At 67.6% G+C, this 22,368-nt stretch carries 23 protein-coding genes; 9 read left to right on the top strand and 14 right to left on the bottom strand.

What is annotated here, in order from left to right; translation table 11 throughout:
- Positions 1-108: 108 nt before the first annotated feature.
- Genes ACA097_RS10855 through ACA097_RS10845 form a run of 3 tightly spaced genes read right to left on the bottom strand, consistent with a single transcriptional unit; the run spans position 109 to position 3,496 of the window.
- Positions 109-1,389 (bottom strand): cytochrome c, encoded by a 1,281-nt coding sequence (locus tag ACA097_RS10855; RefSeq protein WP_371370109.1) that lies wholly within the window; start codon positions 1,387-1,389, stop codon positions 109-111.
- Entirely contained in the window at positions 1,386-2,975 is a 1,590-nt protein-coding gene (locus ACA097_RS10850; RefSeq protein WP_371370108.1) for a GMC family oxidoreductase, read from the bottom strand. The genes ACA097_RS10855 and ACA097_RS10850 overlap by 4 nt, the downstream gene beginning before the upstream one ends.
- A 2-nt stretch (positions 2,976-2,977) precedes the next feature.
- Positions 2,978-3,496 (bottom strand): sugar dehydrogenase complex small subunit, encoded by a 519-nt coding sequence (locus ACA097_RS10845; RefSeq protein ID WP_371370107.1) that lies wholly within the window; start codon positions 3,494-3,496, stop codon positions 2,978-2,980.
- 306 nt (positions 3,497-3,802) lie between these two features.
- On the opposite strand from ACA097_RS10845, the gene ACA097_RS10840 reads away from it, so the two are divergent.
- The 4 genes from ACA097_RS10840 to ACA097_RS10825 all read left to right on the top strand — a co-directional run bounded on the left by ACA097_RS10840 (position 3,803) and on the right by ACA097_RS10825 (position 7,165).
- Positions 3,803-4,597: a thymidylate synthase gene (locus ACA097_RS10840; protein WP_371370106.1), complete on the top strand. Its 795-nt coding sequence runs from the start codon at positions 3,803-3,805 to the stop codon at positions 4,595-4,597.
- 260 nt (positions 4,598-4,857) lie between these two features.
- Positions 4,858-6,015, top strand: a complete 1,158-nt coding sequence (locus tag ACA097_RS10835; protein WP_371370105.1) for an iron-containing alcohol dehydrogenase — start codon at positions 4,858-4,860, stop codon at positions 6,013-6,015.
- Positions 6,016-6,023: 8 nt separating this feature from the next.
- Complete coding sequence (locus ACA097_RS10830; RefSeq protein ID WP_043248528.1) at positions 6,024-6,464, top strand: thioesterase family protein; 441 nt, start codon at positions 6,024-6,026, stop codon at positions 6,462-6,464.
- Positions 6,464-7,165 carry a hypothetical protein gene (locus ACA097_RS10825; RefSeq protein ID WP_371370104.1) on the top strand — a complete coding sequence of 234 codons (702 nt, stop codon included), beginning with the start codon at positions 6,464-6,466 and terminating at the stop codon, positions 7,163-7,165. The genes ACA097_RS10830 and ACA097_RS10825 overlap by 1 nt, the downstream gene beginning before the upstream one ends.
- 64 nt (positions 7,166-7,229) lie before the next feature.
- On the opposite strand, the gene ACA097_RS10820 is transcribed toward ACA097_RS10825, so the two are convergent.
- The 6 genes from ACA097_RS10820 to yrfG form a co-directional block, all read right to left on the bottom strand.
- Positions 7,230-7,649, bottom strand: coding sequence for a glycine zipper domain-containing protein (locus tag ACA097_RS10820; protein WP_043248532.1), 420 nt, complete (start codon positions 7,647-7,649; stop codon positions 7,230-7,232).
- A gap of 109 nt (positions 7,650-7,758) precedes the next feature.
- Positions 7,759-8,253 (bottom strand): hypothetical protein, encoded by a 495-nt coding sequence (locus tag ACA097_RS10815; protein ID WP_371370103.1) that lies wholly within the window; start codon positions 8,251-8,253, stop codon positions 7,759-7,761.
- A 578-nt stretch (positions 8,254-8,831) separates the two neighbouring features.
- Positions 8,832-11,156 (bottom strand): FdhF/YdeP family oxidoreductase, encoded by a 2,325-nt coding sequence (locus ACA097_RS10810; RefSeq protein ID WP_371370102.1) that lies wholly within the window; start codon positions 11,154-11,156, stop codon positions 8,832-8,834.
- Positions 11,153-12,007, bottom strand: coding sequence for a formate dehydrogenase accessory sulfurtransferase FdhD (fdhD, locus tag ACA097_RS10805; protein ID WP_160285620.1), 855 nt, complete (start codon positions 12,005-12,007; stop codon positions 11,153-11,155). Before fdhD ends, ACA097_RS10810 begins: the two co-directional genes overlap by 4 nt.
- 95 nt (positions 12,008-12,102) lie before the next feature.
- Positions 12,103-12,996 carry a LysR family transcriptional regulator gene (locus tag ACA097_RS10800; protein ID WP_371370101.1) on the bottom strand — a complete coding sequence of 298 codons (894 nt, stop codon included), beginning with the start codon at positions 12,994-12,996 and terminating at the stop codon, positions 12,103-12,105.
- 36 nt (positions 12,997-13,032) lie between these two features.
- Positions 13,033-13,701: a GMP/IMP nucleotidase gene (gene yrfG / locus ACA097_RS10795; RefSeq protein WP_043248542.1), complete on the bottom strand. Its 669-nt coding sequence runs from the start codon at positions 13,699-13,701 to the stop codon at positions 13,033-13,035.
- Positions 13,702-13,813: 112 nt separating this feature from the next.
- Here yrfG and nudE point away from each other — a divergent pair, with 112 nt between their 5' ends.
- From nudE to ACA097_RS10770, 5 genes are all read left to right on the top strand, one after another.
- Entirely contained in the window at positions 13,814-14,380 is a 567-nt protein-coding gene (gene nudE / locus ACA097_RS10790) for an ADP compounds hydrolase NudE (protein ID WP_043248543.1), read from the top strand.
- Positions 14,377-15,198, top strand: coding sequence for a 3'(2'),5'-bisphosphate nucleotidase CysQ (gene cysQ, locus ACA097_RS10785; protein ID WP_371370100.1), 822 nt, complete (start codon positions 14,377-14,379; stop codon positions 15,196-15,198). Before nudE ends, cysQ begins: the two co-directional genes overlap by 4 nt.
- An 86-nt stretch (positions 15,199-15,284) precedes the next feature.
- Positions 15,285-16,097: a bifunctional DNA-formamidopyrimidine glycosylase/DNA-(apurinic or apyrimidinic site) lyase gene (gene mutM, locus ACA097_RS10780; protein WP_371370099.1), complete on the top strand. Its 813-nt coding sequence runs from the start codon at positions 15,285-15,287 to the stop codon at positions 16,095-16,097.
- Between the two features lie 76 nt (positions 16,098-16,173).
- On the top strand, positions 16,174-16,752 hold the full coding sequence (locus ACA097_RS10775; RefSeq protein ID WP_371370098.1) for a lysophospholipid acyltransferase family protein: 579 nt from the start codon (positions 16,174-16,176) through the stop codon (positions 16,750-16,752).
- An 83-nt stretch (positions 16,753-16,835) separates the two neighbouring features.
- Positions 16,836-17,180, top strand: a complete 345-nt coding sequence (locus ACA097_RS10770; protein ID WP_160285623.1) for a multidrug transporter — start codon at positions 16,836-16,838, stop codon at positions 17,178-17,180.
- An 84-nt stretch (positions 17,181-17,264) separates the two neighbouring features.
- Here the strand turns inward: ACA097_RS10770 and ggt are convergent, their stop codons facing one another.
- The 5 genes from ggt to ACA097_RS10745 form a co-directional block, all read right to left on the bottom strand.
- Entirely contained in the window at positions 17,265-18,968 is a 1,704-nt protein-coding gene (ggt, locus tag ACA097_RS10765; RefSeq protein WP_371370097.1) for a gamma-glutamyltransferase, read from the bottom strand.
- Between the two features lie 133 nt (positions 18,969-19,101).
- The gene (locus ACA097_RS10760; protein WP_043248555.1) at positions 19,102-19,353 is read right to left on the bottom strand and encodes a YfhL family 4Fe-4S dicluster ferredoxin; all 252 of its coding nucleotides are present in this window, start codon (positions 19,351-19,353) and stop codon (positions 19,102-19,104) included.
- A gap of 124 nt (positions 19,354-19,477) precedes the next feature.
- Entirely contained in the window at positions 19,478-19,957 is a 480-nt protein-coding gene (gene coaD, locus ACA097_RS10755) for a pantetheine-phosphate adenylyltransferase (protein ID WP_043248557.1), read from the bottom strand.
- A gap of 206 nt (positions 19,958-20,163) precedes the next feature.
- The gene (locus tag ACA097_RS10750; protein ID WP_043248558.1) at positions 20,164-21,759 is read right to left on the bottom strand and encodes a GMC family oxidoreductase; all 1,596 of its coding nucleotides are present in this window, start codon (positions 21,757-21,759) and stop codon (positions 20,164-20,166) included.
- 46 nt (positions 21,760-21,805) lie between these two features.
- Entirely contained in the window at positions 21,806-22,351 is a 546-nt protein-coding gene (locus tag ACA097_RS10745; protein ID WP_371370096.1) for a twin-arginine translocation pathway signal protein, read from the bottom strand.
- Positions 22,352-22,368 lie beyond the last annotated feature (17 nt).

Raw genomic sequence — 22,368 nt, 5'->3', positions numbered from 1 at the left:
TCCGTTGTTCTGGCAGGCTTGAATCAGGGTGGCGGAAGCTTCAGTGACTGCCAGGGGGTTGTCAAACCCGCTCAATGGGTGGGGCGGCGGGCGCCGCCCCGGCATCCCTCAGGGCTGGCGGATCGCCGCTACGCGCGCACTGTCGACCTTGACCGCGGGATTGCCGAACTGCCGCGTGACGTAGTTCACCAGTGTCGCGATCTGCTCATCGTCGAGGCTGCCGGCGAAGCCGGGCATGAACACGTCGTCATCGCCGACCTTGCGCTGCACGCCGCCCAGCACCACCTGCACCAGGTTGTCCGGCTGCAGGGCACCGACCGTGCTGTTGTGGATGAGCATCGGGTAGTAGCCGTCGGGCGTGCCGCTGCCGCTCCAGGTGTGGCAGCTGGCGCAGTTGCCGAGGAACAGGCGGGCGCCGTCGTCGTGGGTCTGTGGGTCGAACGCCTGGCCGCGCAGCTCGACCACCGCGTCGGCCGGCTCGCCCCAGGCGAAGCGTGGCTTGCGTTCGTCGTCGTTGACCGCCTTGACGCTGCGCAGGTAGGTGGCCATGGCGTGCAGGTCGGCATCGCTCAGGTACTGGAAGCTGTGCTGCACCGCCTCGGCCATGGGGCCGGCGGCCTGGGCCTTGCCCGGTACGCGGCCGGTCTTGAGGTACTGCACCAGTTCGGCGTCGCTCCAGCCGCCGATGCCGCTGTGGGTGTCGGGGGTGATGTTGAAGGCGTACCAGCCGCCCAGGGTCGCGCCGGCGAGGAAGTCGCGGCCCTTCTCGTCCAGCGCCTTTTCCTGGAAGGCCAGGCCGCGCGGCGTGTGGCAGGTGCCGCAGTGCGCCAGGCCCTGGACCAGGTAGGCGCCGCGGTTCCAGGTGTCGCTCTGGCCGGGGTTCGGCCGGTAGACGTGGTCCTCGTGGAACAGTGCATTCCAGATCGCCAGCGGCCAGCGCATGTCCAGCGGCCAGGCGATCTCGCTGTCGCGATTGGGCTCGGCCACCGCCTGCACGCCGCCTTCGAGGAAGTAGGCGTACAGCGCCTTCATGTCGTCGTCGGTGATCCGCGCGTAGGCGGTGTAGGGCATCGCCGGGTAGAGGTGCATGCCGCCCTTGGCCACGCCTTCGCGCAGGGCGCGGGCGAAGTCCTCGTAGCTGTAGCTGCCGATGCCGGTCTTCGGGTCGGGGGTGATGTTGCTCGAATAGACGTTGCCCAGCGGCGTGGCCAGCGGCAGACCGCCGGCGAAGGGCTTGCCGTCCGGTGCGGTGTGGCAGGCGGCGCAGTCGCCGGCGCGGGCCAGGTACTCGCCGCGCTTGAGCAGCTCCGCCGGCGCAGTGTCCGAGGCACTGGCAGCATGGGCGAACAAGGGCGCGGCGAGCAGGGCGAGGAAGGCGTAACGCTTCATGCGCTGGCCTCCTGCTTCAGGTGCTCGGCCAGGCGCAGGGCGAGCGCGGCGATGGTCAGGGTGCAGTTCACCGAGCCGACGGTGGGCATCACCGCGCTGCTGGCGACGAACAGGTTGGGGTGGTCGTGGCTGCGGCAGTCCTTGTCCACCACCGAGTCCTTCGGGTCGTCGCCCATCAGGGTGGTGCCGGTGATGTGGTTGTTGTTGGCGAAGTCGTCGATGAACTTCACCTCGCTGCCGCCGAGCAGCTTGGCCGCATGGGTATAGACCTCGCGGGTATGCACCGCGCTTTTGCGCACGTAATCGTCCATCGCGTAGGTGAATTCCGGCTTGGGAATGCCCAGGGCGTCGCGCTCGCTGGCGCTGGGCACGATGCGGTTCTCCGGGTGCGGGAGGATTTCGTGGAAGCTGTCGAAGCGGACGAAGCGCGCCGCGCGGTCGCGGATCTGCGCGTCCAGTTCACGGCCGAGCAGCAGCGGGCCCTTGCGGATCAGTTCGGCGGCCACCTCGTCGGTACGCGAGAGGTTGGACAGGTGGATCTTCTTCGAGGCGTATTCGCTGCGGAAGGCGCCATCGCGGAAGCCGACCATCGAAGTCATCTCCTGCGGCCCGCGGCCCGGCCAGAGCTTCTCGCTGGCATAGAACTGCACGGCGGTGCCGGGGTGGTCCATGAGGTTGCGGCCGACCATGTCCGAGCTGTTGCCGACCTCGGAGATGAGCATCAGCTTGGGCGTCTCGATGCCGTTGGCGGCGAGGATGAAGGTGTCGCCCTCGACGCGCGTCTCGTTGCCCTGCGGGTCCTTGTACAGCGCCGCGACTATCTTGCCGTCGTCGCCCTTCTCCAGCTTGAACACCACGGCGTTCTCGATCAGCCGGGCGCCGGCTGCCTCGGCCTTCTCGACGTGGACGATGCCGTTGTACATGGCGCCGATCGGGCAGATCGGCATGCAGTTGTTGTTGCCGCAGCAGGTCGGCCGGTTGTCGTAGGGGCGGCTGTTGCGCGCCACCGGCTCGGTGACCACGCGGTAGCCGTTGGCGTTGAGCAGGGTCTTGATGCGCTGCTCGTTCCACGACAGCGGCAACGGCGGCATCGGATAGGGCTGGCTGCGCGGCGAGCCGAGCTCCTCGTCGCCGGGGCCCCAGACACCCAGTTCCTCTTCGGCGCGCTGATACCAGGGTTCGAGCTCGCTGTACTCGATGGGCCAGTCGCGGCCGACGCCGTAGAGCGTCTTCAGCTTCAGGTCGTTGGGCAGGAAGCGCCAGGCCGACGCGGCCCAGTGCCAGGTGGTGCCACCGACCGCGCGGATGTACTGCACGTCGTACGGGTGCTCGCCCTTCTGGATCAGGTAGTGGTTGTCCGGGTGGTATTGCGGGTGCGGCGCCTGGGCGGTGGATGGGTAGGGCGCCTGGTTGTCGGACTTGTCCGGCTGGTTGCGGAAGCGCTCGACGATCTCCCAGCGCGACAGGCGCGGGCCGGCCTCGAGGATCAGCACGTCCTTGCCGGCCAGGGCCAGCTGGTGCGCGACCAGGGCGCCGGCGACGCCGGAACCGACCACCACGTAGTCGGCGCGTTGCGTGTCGGCCATGCTCAGGCCTCCCGCTCGACCGGTTGCGCGGCCCAGTAGCCGGGCTTGTTCGCGCAGTAGCTGCGCGGCACCAGGACGTCGTCCACGGCCTTGAACATCAGGGCGTTCTCGTAAGTAACCAGGGTGGCGTCGTCATCCTCGCCGATCACGCCCAGGTACCAGCCGCCGAGGATCTGCCGGGCCAGCCATTGCTGGCGCTCGCTCCAGCCCTGGGGGGCAACGCCCAGGTGCGCCTGCAGTTCGTCGAGGCCCTGCTTGAGCGCGGTGTCGCGCTGCGAAAGGGCGTCGAACAGGCGCTGGCCGATACGCGGGTCGAGGTTGGCGCGACCGGTCAGGTGCCGCGAGATGTTCATGAAGGTGGCCAGTTCGGCGTCATGCAGGGGCGTCAACGCGGCCCAGGCCGGGGCCGCCGGACCGAGCAGCAGGCTGCCCGCGGCGGCGGCTGTGCAGGCGACCGCCAGCAGGCGGCGGCGCGAGAGCGGGAACGCGGGCATGGGCGCCGTCGGGTTCTCGTCGAACATGCAGACCTCTCTTTCAACAGGCGAACGGTGATCAGGCGCGGCTTTGTTTCTATATGAATGCTGCCGCTTGGTTCTGAGTTTTTTGTGGCTTATTTCGGAAGATATCTTCGGAGTATTACTGCAAGAGCGGAAACTGAAAGGTTTCAGTCGGTCTTCGAAGGAGGCTGCCGTCCGCTCCGTCGGCCGGGCTGGCGATGCCGGGCCGCGACCCTTAGTATTGCCGTTTGTCCAGATTCTGCAGGGCGGATCCACTCGCCGCCGGCCCTTCCAAGCGGGCGCCGCAGACTCCCACCGATTGGGTTTTCGATGAAACAGTACCTCGACCTCATGCGCCACGTGCGCGAGCACGGCACCTTCAAGAGCGACCGTACCGGCACCGGCACCTACAGCGTGTTCGGCCACCAGATGCGCTTCGACCTGAGCGAAGGCTTCCCGCTGGTGACCACCAAGAAGTGCCACCTCAAATCGATCATTCACGAGCTGCTGTGGTTCCTCAAAGGGTCGACCAACATCGCCTACCTGAAGGAAAACGGCGTCTCCATCTGGGACGAGTGGGCCGACGAGAACGGCGACCTCGGCCCGGTCTATGGCTACCAGTGGCGCTCCTGGCCGGCGCCGGATGGCCGCCACATCGACCAGATCGCCAACCTGATGACGATGCTGAAGAACAACCCGGACTCGCGCCGGCTGATCGTCTCCGCCTGGAACCCGGCGCTGATCGACGAGATGGCCCTGCCGCCGTGCCACGCGCTGTTCCAGTTCTACGTCGCCGACGGCAAGCTCAGCTGCCAGCTGTACCAGCGTTCGGCCGACATCTTCCTCGGCGTGCCCTTCAACATCGCCAGCTATGCGCTGCTGACCCTGATGGTCGCGCAAGTGGCCGGCCTGCAGCCGGGCGAATTCATCTGGACCGGCGGCGACTGCCACCTGTACGCCAACCACATCGAGCAGACCGACCTGCAGCTGACCCGCCAGCCGCTGCCGCTGCCGACCATGAAGCTCAACCCGCAAGTGAAGGACCTGTTCGACTTCCGCTTCGAGGACTTCGAGCTGATCGGCTACGAGTCCCACCCGCATATCAAGGCGCCGGTCGCCGTCTGACCTGCTCCCTGTGTAAAAAGGCCGGCGCAATGCCGGCCTTTTCGTTTCTGCGGCCGATTGTGCGCTGGCCTGCTCTTCGTTAGCGCGAGCCCCGATGACCTGTGCTTTCGAGCAGGCATTTCATTCCCCCAGTGAATAATCGTTTCGCCTGGCGGTACAGGGTTTCGTCATTGCGCATCGCATTGCTATGCTCCCCGGGCTGGCCGCCGCGCAGCGGCCTACGGACTTTCCGCAGTACAACGACAAGATCGGGGACCGTCATGCAGCCTTTCAGTTTCGCCACCACCGCGCAGATCCTCTGCGAAAGTGGTTCCGCCGTCCGCCTGGGCGAGCTCTGCCGCGAGCGCGGCGCCAGTCGCGTGATGCTGGTCAGCGATCCGGGGATCGCCCGCTTGGGCCTGCTCGACGGTGTGCTGCCGGGCTTCGCCAGTGCCGGCGTGGCCATCGAAGTCTTCGACCAGGTGCTTGCCGATCCGCCTGAAAGCGTGGTCCTGCAAGCCGTGGCGCAAGCACGCTCGATGGGTGCGCAGTTGGTGGTCGGCTTTGGCGGCGGCAGCTCCATGGATGTCGCCAAGCTGGTCGCGCTGCTGGCCCATCCGCAGGCGATCCAGGGCCTTGGCGAGGTGTTCGGCGTGGGCAATGCGCGTGGCCCACGGTTGCCGCTGATCCAGGTGCCGACCACTGCCGGCACCGGCTCGGAAGTCACCCCCATCGCCATCGTCACCACCGGCGAAACCACCAAGACCGGCGTGGTCAGCCCCTACCTGCTGCCCGACCTGGCGCTGCTCGACGCCGACCTGACCCTCGGCCTGCCGCCGGCGGTGACCGCCGCTACCGGCATCGACGCCATGGTCCACGCCATCGAGGCGTACACCAGCAAGCTGAAGAAGAACCCGCTGTCCGACCTGCTGGCCCGCGAGGCGCTGCGCCTGCTCGCCGCAAACCTCGACGAGGTAGTACGCAACGGCGCCAACCGCGAGGCACGCCAGGCCATGCTGCTGGGCGCCTGCCTGGCCGGCCAGGCGTTCGCCAACGCGCCGGTCGCCGCCGTGCATGCGCTGGCCTATCCGCTGGGCGGGCACTTCCATATCCCCCACGGCTTGAGCAACGCGCTGGTGCTGCCGGAGGTGATCCGCTTCAACGCGCCAGTGGCAGCGCCGCTATATGCCGAGCTGGCGCCGCTGCTGCTGGGTTCGCGTTTGCGTGCCGGCAGCGATCTCACCGAGCAATTCATCGCCGAGCTGGCCGAGCTGAGTCCGCGCAGCGGCCTGCCGTCGCGCCTGCGCGACGCCGGGGTGCCGGAAGATTGCTTGCCGACGCTGGCGCGCGACGCCATGCTCCAGCAGCGCCTGCTGGTCAACAACCCGCGCGAAGTGAGCGAGGCCGACGCCCTCGCCATCTACCGCGCCGCCTACTGAGGAAGCCGATGAGCCAGGAACATCCCAGCCGCAGCGATTACCGGCACTTCCAGCCGATCACCACGCGCTGGCACGACAACGACGTCTATGGCCACGTGAACAACGTGACCTACTACGGCTTCTTCGACACCGCGGTGAACACCTACCTGATCGAGAGCGGCGGGCTGGATATCCACGATGGCGAGGTGGTCGGTTTCGTGGTCAGTTCCAGCTGCGACTACTTCGCCCCGGTGGCTTTCCCCGAGCGCATCGAGGTGGGCCTGCGGGTCGGCAAGCTGGGCAACAGTTCGGTGCAGTACGAGCTGGCGGTGTTCCGCGCCGGCGAAGAGCTGGCCTGCGCCGCCGGGCGCTTCGTGCATGTCTTCGTCGAGCGCGCGAGCAATCGCCCGGTGGCGATTCCGCCGCCGCTGCGCGAAGCCATGCAGGCGTTGCTGATCGAGCAGCCCTGATGGAGGCGCAGCCGTCCTACCGCCTGCTGCGCATCGACTTCACCGATGACCAGGCGTGCGCCTTCTGCCCGAACCGCCTGACCACCGGGATCGGCCGGGTGCTGGTCGACGACGCGGGCAAGGAGGTTTTCGCCGGCCCGGTGTGCGCGAAGAAGCACGCGCGCAACGCCGGCGAGAAAGTCCCTGATCTCACCCTCGCCAGCTTCGAGCCCGACAGCGGCAAGGCCGCACCCACGCCGGGGACGAAGCGCAAGGCGCCGGCCGAACGGCGTGCGCCGCGCGTGTCCGACGAAGAGGTGCAGCGCCAGCGTGCGATCAGCTACCTGCTGCTGCGCGCCGAGAAGCTCGCCGCCTACAAGGGCATGTGCTTCGGCAGGCTGCAGGAGGTCTACGAGCGCTACCGGGCGCGTGGGCTGTCGGAGAATGACCAGACCTATCTGCAGAACCTGATGGCCAAGGTCGAGCGCGACCGGCCGGAGTACGGCTACGCCAACCTGCAGGCGCTGTATGCCTGTCACTTCTGGATCGAGCGTTTCCTTGGCGAGGAAGACAGTGGCTTCATCCGTGGCCTGCGTCATTACCTGCGCACCCACCTGTACCTGAAGCCGGCGCAGATCGAGGGCCTGAACAAGTGGTTCGAGCGCCGCGAGGGCATGATTTCCATCAAGCCCGATGCCTTCCAGCTGCCCGAAGAAGCCTGACGATCCCGTGCTGAAACGAAGAAGCCCGCCGATTGGCGGGCTTCTTCACATGGCGCCTGAGGGATCAGTCGCGATGTTTGTTCTTGTGCTTGTGTTTGTGCTTGTGGCCGCCCGAATGGTCGTGATCGTTGTCATCGGCCATCGAGTTGCCCAGCGCGCCGCCTGCCGCACCGCCCAGGCCGGCACCGATGGCCGCGCCGGTGGAGCCGCCGACCTTGTTGCCGATCACCGAGCCGCCGGCCGCGCCCAGGCCGCCACCGATGGCTGCCTCGGTCTTCTTGCCGTCCTTCGCGCTCATGGCGCCGCCGGCCGCACCGCCGACGCCAGCGCCGATGGCCGCGCCGGTGCTGCCGCCCAGGGCTCCGCCAACCACGTTGCCGAGGGCGCCGCCCAGGCCGCCGCCGACTGCGGCGTTGGTGTTGTCATCGGCCATTGCAACGCTGGCCAGCAGGCTGAGAGTCAGTACCGAGAGAGTCTTGCGCATGTTCAAACCTTGCTAGGAGGGGAGGTAGAACGATTGTTCCGGACATGAAACAGCCGGGCAAGGGTGCCCGGCTGTTCGGTGCTGGAGAATTAATCCTGCCTGAGCTGGATCAATCCCAGTCGCGGTGGCGGCGATGGTGATGCTTGTACCAGCCACGGTGGCGACCGTTGTCGTGCCAGTCGTCGTCGTCGTAGCGAGCGTGACGGTAGCGGCGACGGCCATCGTAATAGTCGTCGTCATCGCGGTTGCTGTCGGCGTAGTGGTTGCCCAGCGCACCGCCGGCGCCGCCGCCCAGGGCCGAGCCGATCAGGCCGCCGGTGGAGCCGCCGACCTTGTTGCCGATCACCTGGCCGCCCGCCGCGCCCAGGCCGCCGCCGATGGCAGCTTCAGTCTTGTTGCCGCGATGGGCGCCAACGGCGCCACCGGCTGCGCCGCCGACACCAGCACCGATGGCAGCACCGGTGCTACCACCCATGGCCTGGCCGACGACGGAGCCCAGTACCCCGCCCAGCGCGCCACCGACGCCTGCACGGGTGTCGCCGTCCGCGAAGGCGGTACCACCGACCAGCGCAAGAGACAGCATGAGCATCGAGGAGTACTTCATAGAGAGGTTCTCTACTGTGTGGATGTTGGCGGCGATGCTGGGGTTGTCAGAAACGCCTTACAAGCGTCAGCCGACGAATGACGCGACTTGCATCAAAAAATGCAAGTATTTGATTTGAGGTCAGAACTTTTTCTAATTCAGCCTGTCTGAGTGTTGTTCCGAGGTCTTGAATGTCGCGTGATTTACTCACAATTTGCCATTGAAATGATGGCTTCTCACGCAGATCCCGGTTCCTGCCCGTTTTATCCCTTCAGATGTTTCTTACATAGCTTCGCAACGGTTTTCCGGGTTGTGCGGGATGCGCATGCGCGTTCCTGCAGGGAGGCGCCGGACTTTACGCGCACGCCGAACTGCCCCCTCTCCCTTCAGGGAGAGGGCTGGGGAGAGGGTTGCGGACTTCGACGATGCGCCGGCGTTGGGCCTGACTCCGTTCCCCCTCCCTAACCCTCCCCCGAAAGCGGGAGAGGGGACTGATCGGCAGAGCGGGTTGTGCTGTCGTCATCCGGTTGATTGGGTTCGCGAGCAAGCTCGCTCCTACAAGGTGGCGCCGCGGACTTCGCGGCTGCGCCCAACGACCCTCAGAGAATCCGGCTGGCGTCCTCGCGCGCGGCTTCCAGGCGCACCGCGACGAACTTCGAGGTCGGCGTGAAGCTGCCCTCGCCATGGCTTTCCAGCGGCACCAGTGGGTTGGTTTCCGGGTAGTAGGCGGCGGCCTGCCCCTCGGGGACATCGAACGCCAGCAGGGTGAAATTGCTCACCCGGCGCTCCACGCCATCGCTCCACAACGAAACCATGTCGATCTTCTGCCCCGGCTCGAAGCCCAGGCGGCGGATGTCCGCCTCATTGGCGAAGACCACCTCGCGCTGCCCGCGCACGCCGCGGTAGCGGTCGTCCAGGCCGTAGACGGTGGTGTTGTACTGGTCGTGGGAACGCAGCGTCTGCAGGATCAGGTCGGGCTTCTCGCCGGTGTTGCGCACCTGTTCGGGCAGCAGGTCCGCGGGTAGCACGCTGGCGGCGAAATTGGCCTTGCCGGTGGCGGTAGTCCAGCGCCGTTCGCCAGCCGAGTTGCCGAGGTGGAAGCCGCCCGGGTTGGCCACGCGGCGATTGAAGTCGGCGAAGCCGGGGATGGTGTCGGCGATCAGCTCGCGGATGCGGGCGTAGTCGGCGATCAGCGCGTCCCAGTCCACCGGGCGGTCGCCCAGGGTCGCCTTGGCGATGCCGGCGACGATCGCCGGCTCCGAGCGCATCTGCTTCGACAGCGGCTCCAGCTGGCCGTAGGAGGCGTGGATCATGCTGAAGGAGTCTTCCACCGTGACCGCCTGCGGGCCGCTCGCCTGGCGATCGATATCGGTGCGGCCCAGGCACGGCAGGATCAGTGCGTCGGTGCCGCAGGTCAGGTGGCTGCGGTTGAGCTTGGTGCTGATGTGCACGGTCAGCGCGCAGCTCTCCAGCGCCCGGTGGGTGCGCGGGCTGTCCGGGGTGGCCTGGGCGAAGTTGCCGCCCAGGCCGATGAAGACCTTCGAACGGCCTTCGAGCATCGCATTGATGGCTTCCACGGTGTTGTGCCCGTCGTGCCGCGGCACGCGGAAGTCGAAGCGCTTCTCCAGGGCATCGAGCAGCGCCACCGGCGGCCGGTCGTTGATGCCCATGGTGCGGTCGCCCTGCACGTTGCTGTGGCCGCGCACCGGGCAGAGCCCGGCGCCGGGGCGGCCGATGTTGCCGCGCAGCAGTTGCAGGTTGACCACTTCCTGGAGGGTGGGCACCGAATGGCGGTGCTGGGTGAGGCCCATGGCCCAGCAGGCGATGACCCGCTCGGCGCGGCGGTACATGAGCGCCGCGGTCTCGATCTCGGCCAGGCTCAGGCCGGACTGCTCGACGATGTGCTCCCAGCGGGTGGCATCCAGCTCGGCCAGGTAGGCGTCGAAGCCGTTGGTGTGTTCGGCGATGAAGGCATGGTCGAACACCGCCGGCTCGCCCTTGGCCTGGGCTTCGCGTTCCCACTGCAGGAGGAACTTGGCCATGCCGCGCACGGCGGCCATGTCGCCGCCCAGGGCCGGGCGGAAGAACGCGGTATTCAGCGGCCGCGAGCCGTTGGCGAGCATCTCCAGGGCGTGTTGCGGATGCTGGAAGCGCTCCAGGCCGCGCTCCTTCAGCGGGTTGAAGGCCACCACCTGGGCGCCGCGCTGCACCGCTTCGCGCAGCGGTTCGAGCATGCGCGGATGGTTGGTGCCGGGGTTCTGGCCGAAGACGAAGATGGCGTCGGCGTGTTCGAAGTCGGCGAAGGTCACCGTGCCCTTGCCGACCCCGACGCTGCGCCCGAGGGCCACGCCGCTGGCCTCGTGGCACATGTTCGAGCAGTCCGGGAAGTTGTTGGTGCCGTAGGCGCGGACGAACAGCTGGTAGAGATAGGCCGCCTCGTTGCTGGCCCGGCCGGAGGTGTAGAACTCGGCCTGGTCGGGGCTTTCCAGGGCGCGCAGGTGCTGACCGATGAGGGCGAAGGCGTCGTCCCAGCTCACCGGCACGTAGCGGTCCTGCGCGCGGTCGTAGCGCATCGGCTCGGTCAGCCGGCCCTGGTACTCCAGCCAGTAGTCGCTCTGCTGGCGCAGGGCGCTGACGCTGTGGCGGGCGAAGAAGGCCGCGTCGACGCGGCGCTTGGTGGCTTCCCAGTTGACCGCCTTGGCGCCGTTCTCGCAGAACTTGACGCGGCCGTCCTCGGGCGAGTCGCCCCAGGCGCAACCGGGGCAGTCGAAGCCGCCGTTCTGGTTGGTCTTGAGCAGGGCGCGCAGGTTCTTGAACGGCTGCTTGCTGTCCAGCCAGAAGCGCGTGACGGAGATGAGCGCGCCCCAGCCGGCGGCGGCGCCCTTGTAGGGTTGGTAACGGGGGTTGATCGGTTGCAGGCTCATGGGCGGTCGGGTCGTCCGTGGGCGTCCGGCGCGGGGCTGTAGACCCGCGGTGCGCTGTGGTGGGGAAGGTGGATCAGGTTCAGGTTGTGCTTGCGCGCCCAGTTCACGGTCAGCGCGCTGGGGGCGGAGAGGCTGACCAGGGTGGCGATGCCGGCGCGCACGGCCTTGTGGATGAGCTCCAGGCTGCAGCGGCTGGTGACCACGACGAAGCCGTCGCGGCCGTCGAGGTGTTGCCGCTTGATCGCGCCGATCAGCTTGTCGAGGGCGTTGTGCCGGCCGATATCCTCGCGGCACAGGCGGATCTCGCCAGAGCCATCGACATAGAGCGCCGCGTGCAGGGCGCCGCTGCGCCGGGCCAGGTCCTGTGCCTGGTCGATGCGCTGGCGCAGGTTCTGCAGGTGCGCTGCCGGCGGCAGGGCGGCGGGCTCGAGGACGCGCAGCGTGGGCAGCGCCTGCTCCAGGGCTTCCACCCCGCACAGGCCGCAGCCGCTGGTGCCGGCCAGTTGCCGGCGCTGGCGCTTGAGGGCCCAGAAGGCGCGGTTGGCGATCTGCACTTCGGCGCTGATGGCGTCGCCGAGGCGGTTCAGGCGGACGTCATAGATGTCGTCGATGGAGTCCACCAGTCCGCTGCTCAGGCTGAAGCCGTGGACGAAGTCCTCGAGGTCGGCCGGGGAGACCATCATCACCGCCTGGCTGAGGCCGTTGTAGGCAATCGCCAGGGCGGCCTCTTCGGCCAGCACGGCGCTGCCAAGGCTGCTCGCATCGGACAGTTCGGCGTAGCTGTAGCCGCCGTCGGCAACGGCGGCGGCCCGGTCGTCGGGTGACGCCGGGCGGGGGGGCGGGCAAGGCATGGGCGGGGCCCTGTTTTCTAGTAGTGGAGCCAGCCTAGGCCGCTCTACGCAGGGCGTCTAATCGGTAGTGCCGATACTGTGATCGACGCGCTCTATCACTGCTCGTCGGCTTCGAGCAGGCGCCGGGCCTCTTCGAAGCAGGCGTCGGCCAGCGCCGAGCGTGGTTCGGATTGGCGCAGGATCAACCCGAGCGGCGCCAGGGTCCGCGCATCCTCGATCGGCACCAGGCGCAGGTGGCTGTCGCGGCCTTCCAGGCCGCTGCCAAGGGGCATCACGGCGCAGCACAGGCCGCGCTCCACGGCTTGCAGCAGCTGGTGCACGGCATCGGTTTCCAGGCGGATGCGCGGCGTCAGTCCGTGGCTGCGGAAACCGTGGTCGATGGACTGGCGGAAGTGCATGCCGCTCGACATCAGCCCCAGCGGCAGCTCGGCCAGGGCCTTCCAGCCCAGGCTGTGGCCGTCGATGGCGAAATGCCGTTGGTCGTACAGCAGGCCCATGCGCGTGTCGGCGAGCACCAGGCTGTCGAAGTGCGTGCTGTCCAGGCGCTCGAGGTAGGACAGGCCGAGGTCCAGCTGATTGCGGCCGAGGCCTTCGAGGATCTGCTCCGAGCTCAGGGCGAACAGCTGGAAGCGCAGCTCCGGATGGCGCTCGGCGAACAGGCCGATCAGTTGCATGGGGTCGAAGCCGGCCAGCGGCACCACGCCCAGGCGCAGGGTGCCGACCAACTGGCCGCGGCAGGCTGCGGCCTCGGCATACAGGCCGTCATGGGCGGCAAGCAGGCTGCGCGCCCAGGCCAGCACGCGCTCGCCGGCCTCGGTGAAACCTTCGAAGCGCTGCCCGCGGCGCACCAGCTCCAGGCCCAGCTCCTCTTCCAGCGAGCGCAGGCGCATGGACAGCGTCGGCTGGGTGACGTGGCAGCGCGCGGCGGCCTGGCCGAAGTGGCGGGTCTCGTCGAGCGCGCAGAGGAATTTCAGTTGCTTGATGTCCATGGGGTTTCCCGGCGGGAGGGGTGGTTCAAGCTGAATCTACGGGTGCAATCCATCCAGCAGTGCGCGGTAGTCCTCCACCGCGGCGAACTCGGCGGTGTCCTTGGGCCCCTGGCGGCTGTCCGGCTCGCGCACCGCGAGCAGATGGCCGATGCCAAAGGCGCGGGCGCTGCGCAGGATCGGCAGGCTGTCGTCGATGAACAGGGCGCGCGCCGGGTCGAAGCCGAGGTCGGCGTGCAGCGCCTGCCAGAACTGCGGGTCTTCCTTGGGGAAACCGTAGTCGTGGGAGCTGATCAGGCGTTCGAAATAGGGCGCCAGCTCGATCCGCTCCATCTTCAGCGACAGTGAATCGCGGTGCGCGTTGGTGATCAGCACCACGCGCTTGCCGGCGTTGCGCAGGGCGGCGAGGAAGGTGTCGGCGTCCGGGCGCAGGGCAATCAGGTGCGCGACCTCGCGCTTGAGGTCGCGGATCGACAGCTTCAGCTCGCGGCTCCAGAAATCCAGGCAGTACCAGTTCAGTTGGCCGGCATGGTCGCGGAACAGCGGCAGCAGCTCGGCATCGGCCTGCGCGCGAGTGACGCCATGGTGTTCCGCATAGCGCTGCGGCAGGTGTTCTAGCCAGAAATGGTTGTCGAAATGCAGGTCGAGCAGGGTGCCGTCCATGTCGAGCAGGACGGTGTCGATCGCGGACCAGTTCAGACTCGGCATGGGCGGCTCTGTGGCAGTGCGTCGCCTGGTGCGGCAATAGCGCCAGCTTCGACACGGAGAGTAGGAAAAGGCGGGTATCATAGCCGACCCGGTCCCGCCCAGGAGTCGTCCCATGCGTCAGAAACCCACGGTGCTCGCTCGCGAAATCGTCGCCAAGAGCCGCCTGTTCGCCGTCGAAGAACTGGAGCTTCGTTTCGCCAATGGCGTCGAGCGCACTTATGAGCGGCTTGTGGGCAAAGGCCAGGGCTATGGCGCGGTGATGGTAGTGGCGCTGCTGGATGGCGAGAACGCAGTGCTGGTGGAGGAATACTGCGCTGGCGTCGACGAGTACCAGCTGTCGCTGCCCAAGGGCCTGGTGGAGCCGGGCGAGGACGTGCTCGCCGCGGCCAACCGCGAACTCAAGGAGGAAGCGGGCTACGGCGCCCATCGCCTCGAGTACATCACCGAGCTGTCGCTGTCGCCGGGCTACATGAGCCAGCGCATCCAGGTGGTGCTGGCGCGCGACCTCTATGAAGAAAGCCTGCCGGGCGACGAGCCGGAGCCGCTGCGGGTCGACCGCATCAGCCTGCGCGAACTGTCGAGCCTGGCGAAGAACGCCCAGTTCAGCGAAGGACGGGCCCTGGCCGCGCTCTACCTGGTGCGCGACCTGTTGATCGAACGAGGAGAATTCCAGGCATGAGCCACGCTTTCCTGCCCACGGTGATCGAGCTGGTGCGCCGCGCCGGCGACGCCATCCTGCCGTTCTGGCGCAGCGACCTGGCCGTCGAGAGCAAGGCCGACGCCTCGCCGGTGACCGCCGCCGACCTGGCCGCGCACCAGGTGCTGGCCGCCGGCCTGCGCGCACTGGCGCCGGAGATTCCGGTGCTGTCCGAAGAGGACTGCGGCATCGCCCTGGCCGAGCGCGGCCAGTGGCAGCGCTGGTGGCTGGTCGATCCGCTGGACGGCACCAAGGAATTCATCGCCGGCAGTGAAGAGTTCACCGTCAACGTCGCCCTCATCGAGAACGGCCGGGTGGTCTTCGGCGTGGTCGGCATTCCGGCCAACGGCCGCTGCTACTACGGCGGTGCCGGGCAGGGGGCGTGGCGCGTCGAGCGCGACGGTGAGCCCGAGGCGATTGGCGTGCGCGAGAAACCAGAGGAAGCCTTCACCGTCGTTGCCAGCAAGCGCCACTCCAGTCCGGCGCAGGAGCGTCTGCTGGCCGGCCTGGGCGAGCGTTTCGGCGACCTGTCGCTGGCCAATATCGGCAGCTCGCTGAAGTTCTGCCTGCTCGCCGAGGGTGCGGCGGACTGCTATCCGCGCCTGGCGCCGACCTCGCAGTGGGACACCGCGGCGGCCCAGGGCGTGCTGGAAGGCGCTGGCGGCGAGGTGCTCGATCTCAAGGGCGAGGCCTTTACCTACGAAGCGCGCGAGGATTACCTCAACGGCTCCTTCCTGGCCCTGCCGAAGACCGCTGCCTGGCGCGACGAACTGATCCAGCTGGCGCGCGCGCTGGACTGACCCGCCGCGCGCTCGCGAACGCCTGGCAATCCGGGCGCTTCGCGAGCAAGCTCGCTCCTACACCGAACCTGCTTCCGCGATTGCCCATGCCTGAATTACCCGAAGTCGAAACCACCCGCCGGGGCATCGCGCCCTACCTCGAAGGCCAGCGCGTCACCCGCGTGATCGTCCGCGACCGGCGCCTGCGCTGGCCGATTCCGGAAGACCTCGACGTGCGCCTGTCCGGGCAGCGCATCCTCAAGGTCGAGCGGCGCGCCAAGTACCTGTTGCTGCAGGCCGAGGCGGGCACGCTGATCAGCCACCTGGGCATGTCCGGCAACCTGCGCCTGGTGGAGTGCGGGCTGGCGCCGGCCAAGCACGAGCACGTCGATATCGAGCTGGAATCGGGCCTGGCACTGCGCTACACCGACCCGCGGCGCTTCGGCGCCATGCTCTGGAGCCAGAATCCGCTGGAGCACGAGCTGCTGCGCAACCTCGGGCCGGAGCCGCTGACCGACGACTTCGAAGGCGAGCGCCTGTACCAGCTCTCGCGCGGGCGGAGCATGGCGGTCAAGCCGTTCATCATGGACAACGCGGTGGTGGTCGGTGTGGGCAATATCTACGCCACAGAGGCGCTGTTCGCCGCTGGCATCGACCCGCGCCGCGAGGCGGGGACCATCTCCCGGGCGCGCTACGTGAAGCTCGCCGAAGAGATCAAGCGCATCCTGGCGATCGCCATCGAGCGCGGCGGCACCACCCTGCGCGACTTCATCGGTGGCGACGGACAGCCCGGCTACTTCCAGCAGGAGCTGTTCGTCTACGGCCGCGGCGGGGAGTTCTGCAAGGTCTGCGGCAGCACCCTGCGCGAAGTGCGCCTGGGCCAGCGCGCCAGCGTCTACTGTCCGCGCTGCCAACGCTGAGCGGCGGGTTTTCCGTTATTCCTGGGGCCGCGGGGTCATCCGTTCGCGCCCCCCATAACTACAAGAAGGTTCTTCGATGTCCGGCAACTACCTGCCTCGCAATCCCTTTGCCGAGTGGCTCGGCCGCAACATGCTGCAAGTCGCCGGTTGGCGCATCGAGGGCGCTTTGCCAGCGCTCGACAAGTTCGTCGTGATTGGCGCGCACCACACGTCCAACTGGGACTTCATGGCCTTCCTCGCCGCCAAGTTCGTTCTGCGCCTGAATGCCCGCTGGTTCGCCAAGCACACCCTGTTCCGCCGGCCGTTCGGCAACCTGCTGCGGCGCTGGGGCGGCATCCCGATCCAGCGGCACATCAAGCAGAACACGGTCGAACAAGCGGTGCAGGCGTTCCACGACAGCCGCGAGCTGATCCTGATCATCTCGCCGGAGGGCACGCGCAAGAAGGTCGAGCGCTGGAAGATGGGCTTCTACCACATCGCCCGCGGGGCTGGCGTACCGGTGGTGCTGGCGGCGCTGGACTACGCCAACCGCCGCATCGTCATCGGCGAACCCTTCTGGCCGACCGGCGACGAAGCCGCCGACCTGCAGCGGATGCTCGCGTTCTACCGGCCCTTCGTGCCGAAAAAGCCCGAGTACGCATTCCTCGGCGGTTGAAGGCCGTCACGCTGACAACCGGTGCGGCGCTGATATAGTTAATGGCAGTCTGCCTGCCAACCACGCATAAAAAGGATTTAGCCATGAACCCGTTTCGCGCCCTGGCCGCTGTTCTGGCCCTGACCCTCGGCCTCTCGGCCATGCCCCTGCAGGCCGCCGATATGGCTGCGGGCAACGTCTCCAGTGGAGACCCCGTCTACAGCATGGACACGCCGCCGTTCTACAGCATGCTCGGCGACCTGATCATCGCCCGCCCGCTGCTGCTGGGCGCCACCGTGATCGGCACCGCGGCCTTCATCGTCAGCCTGCCGTTCACCGCCCTGGGCGGCAACGTCAAGGAAGCTGGCCAGGCGCTGGTCATCGATCCGGGCAAGGCCACCTTCGTGCGCTGCCTGGGCTGCACCGAAAGCGGCTACAAGCAGGACTGACCCTGCGCGCGCCGACCGCCCGGCCGGCGCCACTCTCCCGAATTTCCGAGGCCCCCTGCATTCGCAGGGGGCCTTTTGTCGTCTTCAGTAGTGCACCGTGGTGCCGGCAGCCAGGCCTATGCCGCGGGGGTCGCTGGCGGCATCCACGTCGCCGTTCTTCTTGTTCCACAGCAGCACCTGCTGGTTGCCGTAGCTGCGGCCGACATCCTTGAGCGTGTAGCCGCGCGCGGTGAGATCGGCTTTCTGCGCGTCGGTGAAGGTGCGCGGTTCGTGCTCCAGCACATCGGGCAGGTACTGGTTGTGGTAGCGTGGCGCGGACACCCAGTTCTGCACCGCACGGCCATCCAGGTACTGCAGCATGGCCAGCAGCACCATGCTGGGGATGCGGCTGCCGCCGGGGGTGCCGAAGGCGGCGAGCTCATTCGGGCTTTCGATGAAGCTCGGGCTCATGCTCGACAGCGGGCGCTTGCCGCTGGCGATGGCGTTGGCGGCGCTGCCGGCCAGGCCATAGGCGTTGCTGCCCTCGACATCGGCGGCGAAGTCGTCCATTTCGTCGTTGAGCACCACGCCGGTACCGGGTGGGGTGAAGGCCGAGCCGAATGGCAGGTTGACCGAGAGGGTGGCTGCTACCGCGTTGCCCTGTTCGTCGATCACCACGAAGTGCGTGGTGTGGTCGCCTTCGCGCCAGGTTGGCTTGGGCGGCAGGCTGGCGCTGGGCGTGGCGCGCTGCGGATCGATGCCGGCGGCCAGGCGCTTCAGGTAGTCCGGGGCCAGCAGCTGTTGCACCGGGTTGGCGATGCGGTCCGGGTCGCCGAGCATGCTGCGGTCGTGATAGGCACGGCGCAGGACCTCGGCGACATAGTGCACGCGCTGGGTCGGTTCGGCCTTCTGCCAGGGCAACTGGGCGAGCATGCCGAGGCTCTGCGCCAGGGCCACGCCGCCCGCGGAGGGCGGCGGCGCGCTGATGAGTTCGCGGCCGTCGGCCAGCGGATAGCGCAGCGGCTGGCGTTCGACCACCTGGTAGCTGCGCAGGTCTTCCAGGCTCCAGATGCCACCAGCGGCGCGCACGCCTTCCACCAGTCTGTCGGCGGTTTCGCCTTCGTAGAAGCCGCTGCGGCCATAGCGCGCCAGGCGCTCCAGGGTCTTCGCCAGGTCCGGCTGGCGCAGCAGGTCCCATTCCTCGGGCAGGTTGCCTTGCTGCAGGAAGACGCGCGAAGTCTCGCGGTCCTTGCGCATGGCATCCAGGCGGCCTTCGGCACGATCAATGTAGACGCGGTCGATGGACACGCCGTCGGTGGCCAGGCGGATCGCCGGCACCAGGTTGTCGGCCAGCGGCTTGCGGCCGAAGCGGCTGGTGATCTCCGCCAGTGCTGCCGGCAAGCCGGGGATGGCGGCAGCCAGCGGGCCGTTCAGCGACAGCTCCGGCTGAACCTTGCCGTTGCGCATGTACATTTGCGAATTGGCCGCCAGCGGCGCGCGCTCGCGGGCGTCGATGAAGCGGTAGGTGGGCGTCGGGCCGGCCTGGCGCAGAAGGAAGAAGCCGCCGCCCCCGAGGCCGGAGCCGTAAGGCTCGACGACCGCCAGGGCCGAGGCGATGGCTACGGCGGCATCGAAGGCGTTACCGCCGCCGGCGAGGGTTTCCAGGCCGGCGACCGTGGCCGCCGGATGGGCGCTGGCGACGGTGGCCTGGGCGACCGGCTGCGCGGAAACGTGCAGGGCGGCGGTGCCGAGGAGGAGCAGGGCGCAGAAGCGCGAAAGGACATGCGGATTGCGGTTCAACAGGGACATGGCATCTCACGAATCGTCGGGCAGCCCCGGACTGGCGTCCGGGAAAAACCGCGGGAGCGAAATGGGAGGATAGACAATCCCGCCGCGCGACGGTTGTCGTAAACCCTGGAACTCTTGTCGCGACGGGCGTGGATCAGGCCTTGCCGGTGAGCTTGAGGTACTTCTGCATCAGCTCGTCCTTGCTCTCGACGTGGCTCTCGTCGAGGGGGATGCAGTCGACCGGGCAGACCTGCTGGCACTGCGGCTCGTCGTAGTGGCCGACGCACTCGGTGCACAGGTTCGGGTCGATCACATAGATCTCCTCGCCCTGGGAGATGGCGCCGTTCGGGCACTCGGGTTCGCAGACGTCGCAGTTGATGCAATCGTCGGTGATTTTCAGGGACATCGAATAACTCCGACCATGTCCGGAGGCATGGCTGTCAGCAAGGGAAATGCTGCAATTTTGCCGCATTGGCGTGCGCAGTGCACGCCGGCCGGATCAATTGCCGCCATTCCTGGCGGCGGATGTCTCAGCGCTTGAAGCGCTCGGCGAGGGCCTGGGCTACCGCGGGGTGCACGAACTTGGTGATGTCGCCACCCAGCGCGGCAATCTCGCGCACCAACGTCGAGGAGATGAAGGAGTACTTCTCCGACGGGGTGAGGAACATGCTTTCCAGGTCGGGTGCGAGCTGGCGGTTCATGTTGGCCAGCTGGAACTCGTACTCGAAGTCCGACACTGCGCGTAGGCCGCGCAGCAGGATGTTCGCGTTCTGCTCCTTGGCGAAGTGCGCGAGCAGGGTCGAGAAGCCGACGACTTCGACGTTGGGCAGGTGCGAGGTGACCTGGCGGGCCAGTTCGACGCGTTGTTCCAGGGGGAACAGCGGGTTCTTCTTGGGACTGGCGGCGACGGCGATGATCACCTGGTCGAACAGTCGCGAGGCGCGTTCGACGAGGTCGGCATGGCCTTTGGTAATGGGGTCGAAAGTACCCGGGTACAGCACTCGATTCATCGCAGCGTCCTGGTGATTCAAGGGTCAGGCGGGGGCGTGGGCGGGGCTGGATGGTAACGCAGCGGGCCGGCAGGGCCAAGCAAAGCAGGTAGTGCGTTTCGACGCGCACTACCTGTGCCGGCCCGGCGAATGCGACCAATCGGTCGCAAAGGCGCGGGGCAGAGCCATTGAGCCAGCCGTCTCGGACCTTCGTCCAAGGGTGGGGCTCAGGCCTTGCCCAGGCGCTGGACGAGGCCGCTGGCCAGTTGCGCGGTCAAACCATAGACCGAAAGCTGCGGGTTCGCCCCGATGCTGGTGGGGAACAGCGAGCCGTCGTGGATCGACAGGTTCTGCAGCTGGTGGTGACGGCCGAGGCTGTCGCACACCGCCTGCTTCGGGTCCTCGCCCATGGCGCAGCCGCCCATCACGTGGGCGCTGCCCAGGCGGGTGCGGTACAGCTCCAGGCTGAGGCCGTCGATGATGGTGCGCGCTTCGGCGAGGGTCTTCGCATAGCCGGCGTCGTTGTGCAGCGGCAGCACTTCGCGGGCGCCGGCGGCGAACTGGACTTCGGCCATGGTGTGGAAGGCGCGGCGGATGCCGTCCCAGGTGTAGTCGGTCATCCTGTAGTCGAGCACCGGGGTGTCGTCGCCGCGCAGGCTCACCGTGCCCTCGGCGCTGTCCGGGTGGAAGCCGTCGCGCATCAGGGCGAGGATCATGTTGGTATGCGGCAGTTGCTCCATGCGCAGGGCGTTGTCGATGCCGAAGCGGCCGAGCAGGGTGGCCGCGAGCGCCGGCTGCAGCGGCGGTACTTCGAGCTTGTAGGACATGTGCCCGCGGGTGCCGTCGTTCCACTGGAAGTGGTCGGAGTAGATCGACTGCGGCGCGCCGTAGAAGGGGTTGACCACTTCGTCGAACAGGGCGGCGCTGAAGTTCACCACGTGCAGGAAAGTGCGCTTGCCGACCCGGCCGTTAGGGTCCGGCGCCTTGGAGCGCATGAGGATCGCCGGGGTGTTGATGCCGCCGCCGGCCAACACATAGTGGCGCGCCTTGACGGTGATCTTGCGGCCGGTGGGCGCCACGCAGCGCTCGTCCATGGCCACGCATTCCAGGCCGCTGACCTTGTCGCCGTCGATCAGCAGGCGGTTGGCGCGGGCGAGGTAGAGCAGCTCGCCGCCCTTGTCGAGGGTCGCCGGGATGGTGGTCACCAACATCGATTGCTTGGCGTTGGTCGGGCAGCCCAGGCCGCAGTAGCCGAGGTTCCAGCAGCCGCGCACGTTGCGCGGGATGACTTTCCAGTGATAGCCGAGCTTCTCGCAGCCGCGGCGGATCACGTCGTTGTTGAAGTTCGGCGGCATGATCCAGGGTGCCACGCCCAGGCGCTCTTCCATCTTGGCGAACCAGGGCGCCATCTCGGCCGGGCTGTGGCCCTTGACGCCGTGCTCCTTGGCCCAGTGCTCCAGGGTCGGGTCGGGGGTGCGGAAGCTGGAGGTCCAGTTGACCACGGTGGTGCCACCCACGGCGCGGCCCTGGAGGATGGTGATGGCGCCATCCTTGCTCATCCGGCCGATGCCTTCCTGGTACAGGGTGGAGTAGGCCTCGGGTTCCATCAGTTTGAAGTCGGAGCTGGTCTTCAGCGGGCCTTCCTCGACGATCAGCACCTTGAAGCCGGCGGCGCTGAGGATTTCCGCGGTGGTGCCGCCGCCGGCGCCGCTGCCAACGATGACCACGTCGGCTTCCAGGGTCAGGTCCTGCTCCAGGCGCGAGCCGTCATGGACTTTCCAGCCGCGGGCCAGGCCTTCGGCGAACAGATCGGGTACAGGCATCGGTAGGTCTCTCGGGAATTCTTGTTGTAGTAGCCGGGGCGATCGATCAGATCTTCGGCGGGCCGGGGTAACCGCAATGCGCCCAGGATTCCGGGCGGCCGTACCAGGCCATCATCACCAGCTGCAGCAGCGAGCCGTGGCCCATCTTCAGCAGGCCGAGGGAGCTGTTCTCCCAACGCTGCAGGAAGTGCCGCACGTCATCGGCGCTGGCCTTCTCCCAGCTGCCCCAGATGCCGGTCAGCGGACCGCGGGTGACCGGCAGGGCGAGCACGTCGAACAGCTGCCGGGTGAGCTTGAGCATCTCCGGCGACAGGTGGTCGAGGGTGTGGTCGAGGCCGGCGAGAGTGCCCTGCACGGCCTCGGCCATGTGTTCGGCCGCCACCGCGCCGGTCAGCATCACCGGGATCAGGGCGCGCAGGAACGGCAGGTCGGAAGCGCGCAGGGCCTTCATGCCGCCGGCCGGCGCGCTGTCCGAGCAGCCGCTGAGGGTGGCGGTGACGCCGGCCGTGGCGAGGAAGGCCCCGCCGAGCAGGCCGATCTTGAGCACGCCGCGCCGGGAGAGTCCCGGCGCGCTCAGGGAGGTGTCTGTCATTCTTGTTGTTTCACCTT

It is taken from the genome of Pseudomonas sp. QL9, assembly GCF_041409665.1.
GTDB classification, from domain to species: domain Bacteria; phylum Pseudomonadota; class Gammaproteobacteria; order Pseudomonadales; family Pseudomonadaceae; genus Pseudomonas; species Pseudomonas knackmussii.
This window is presented reverse-complemented; position numbering and strand designations above follow the sequence as displayed.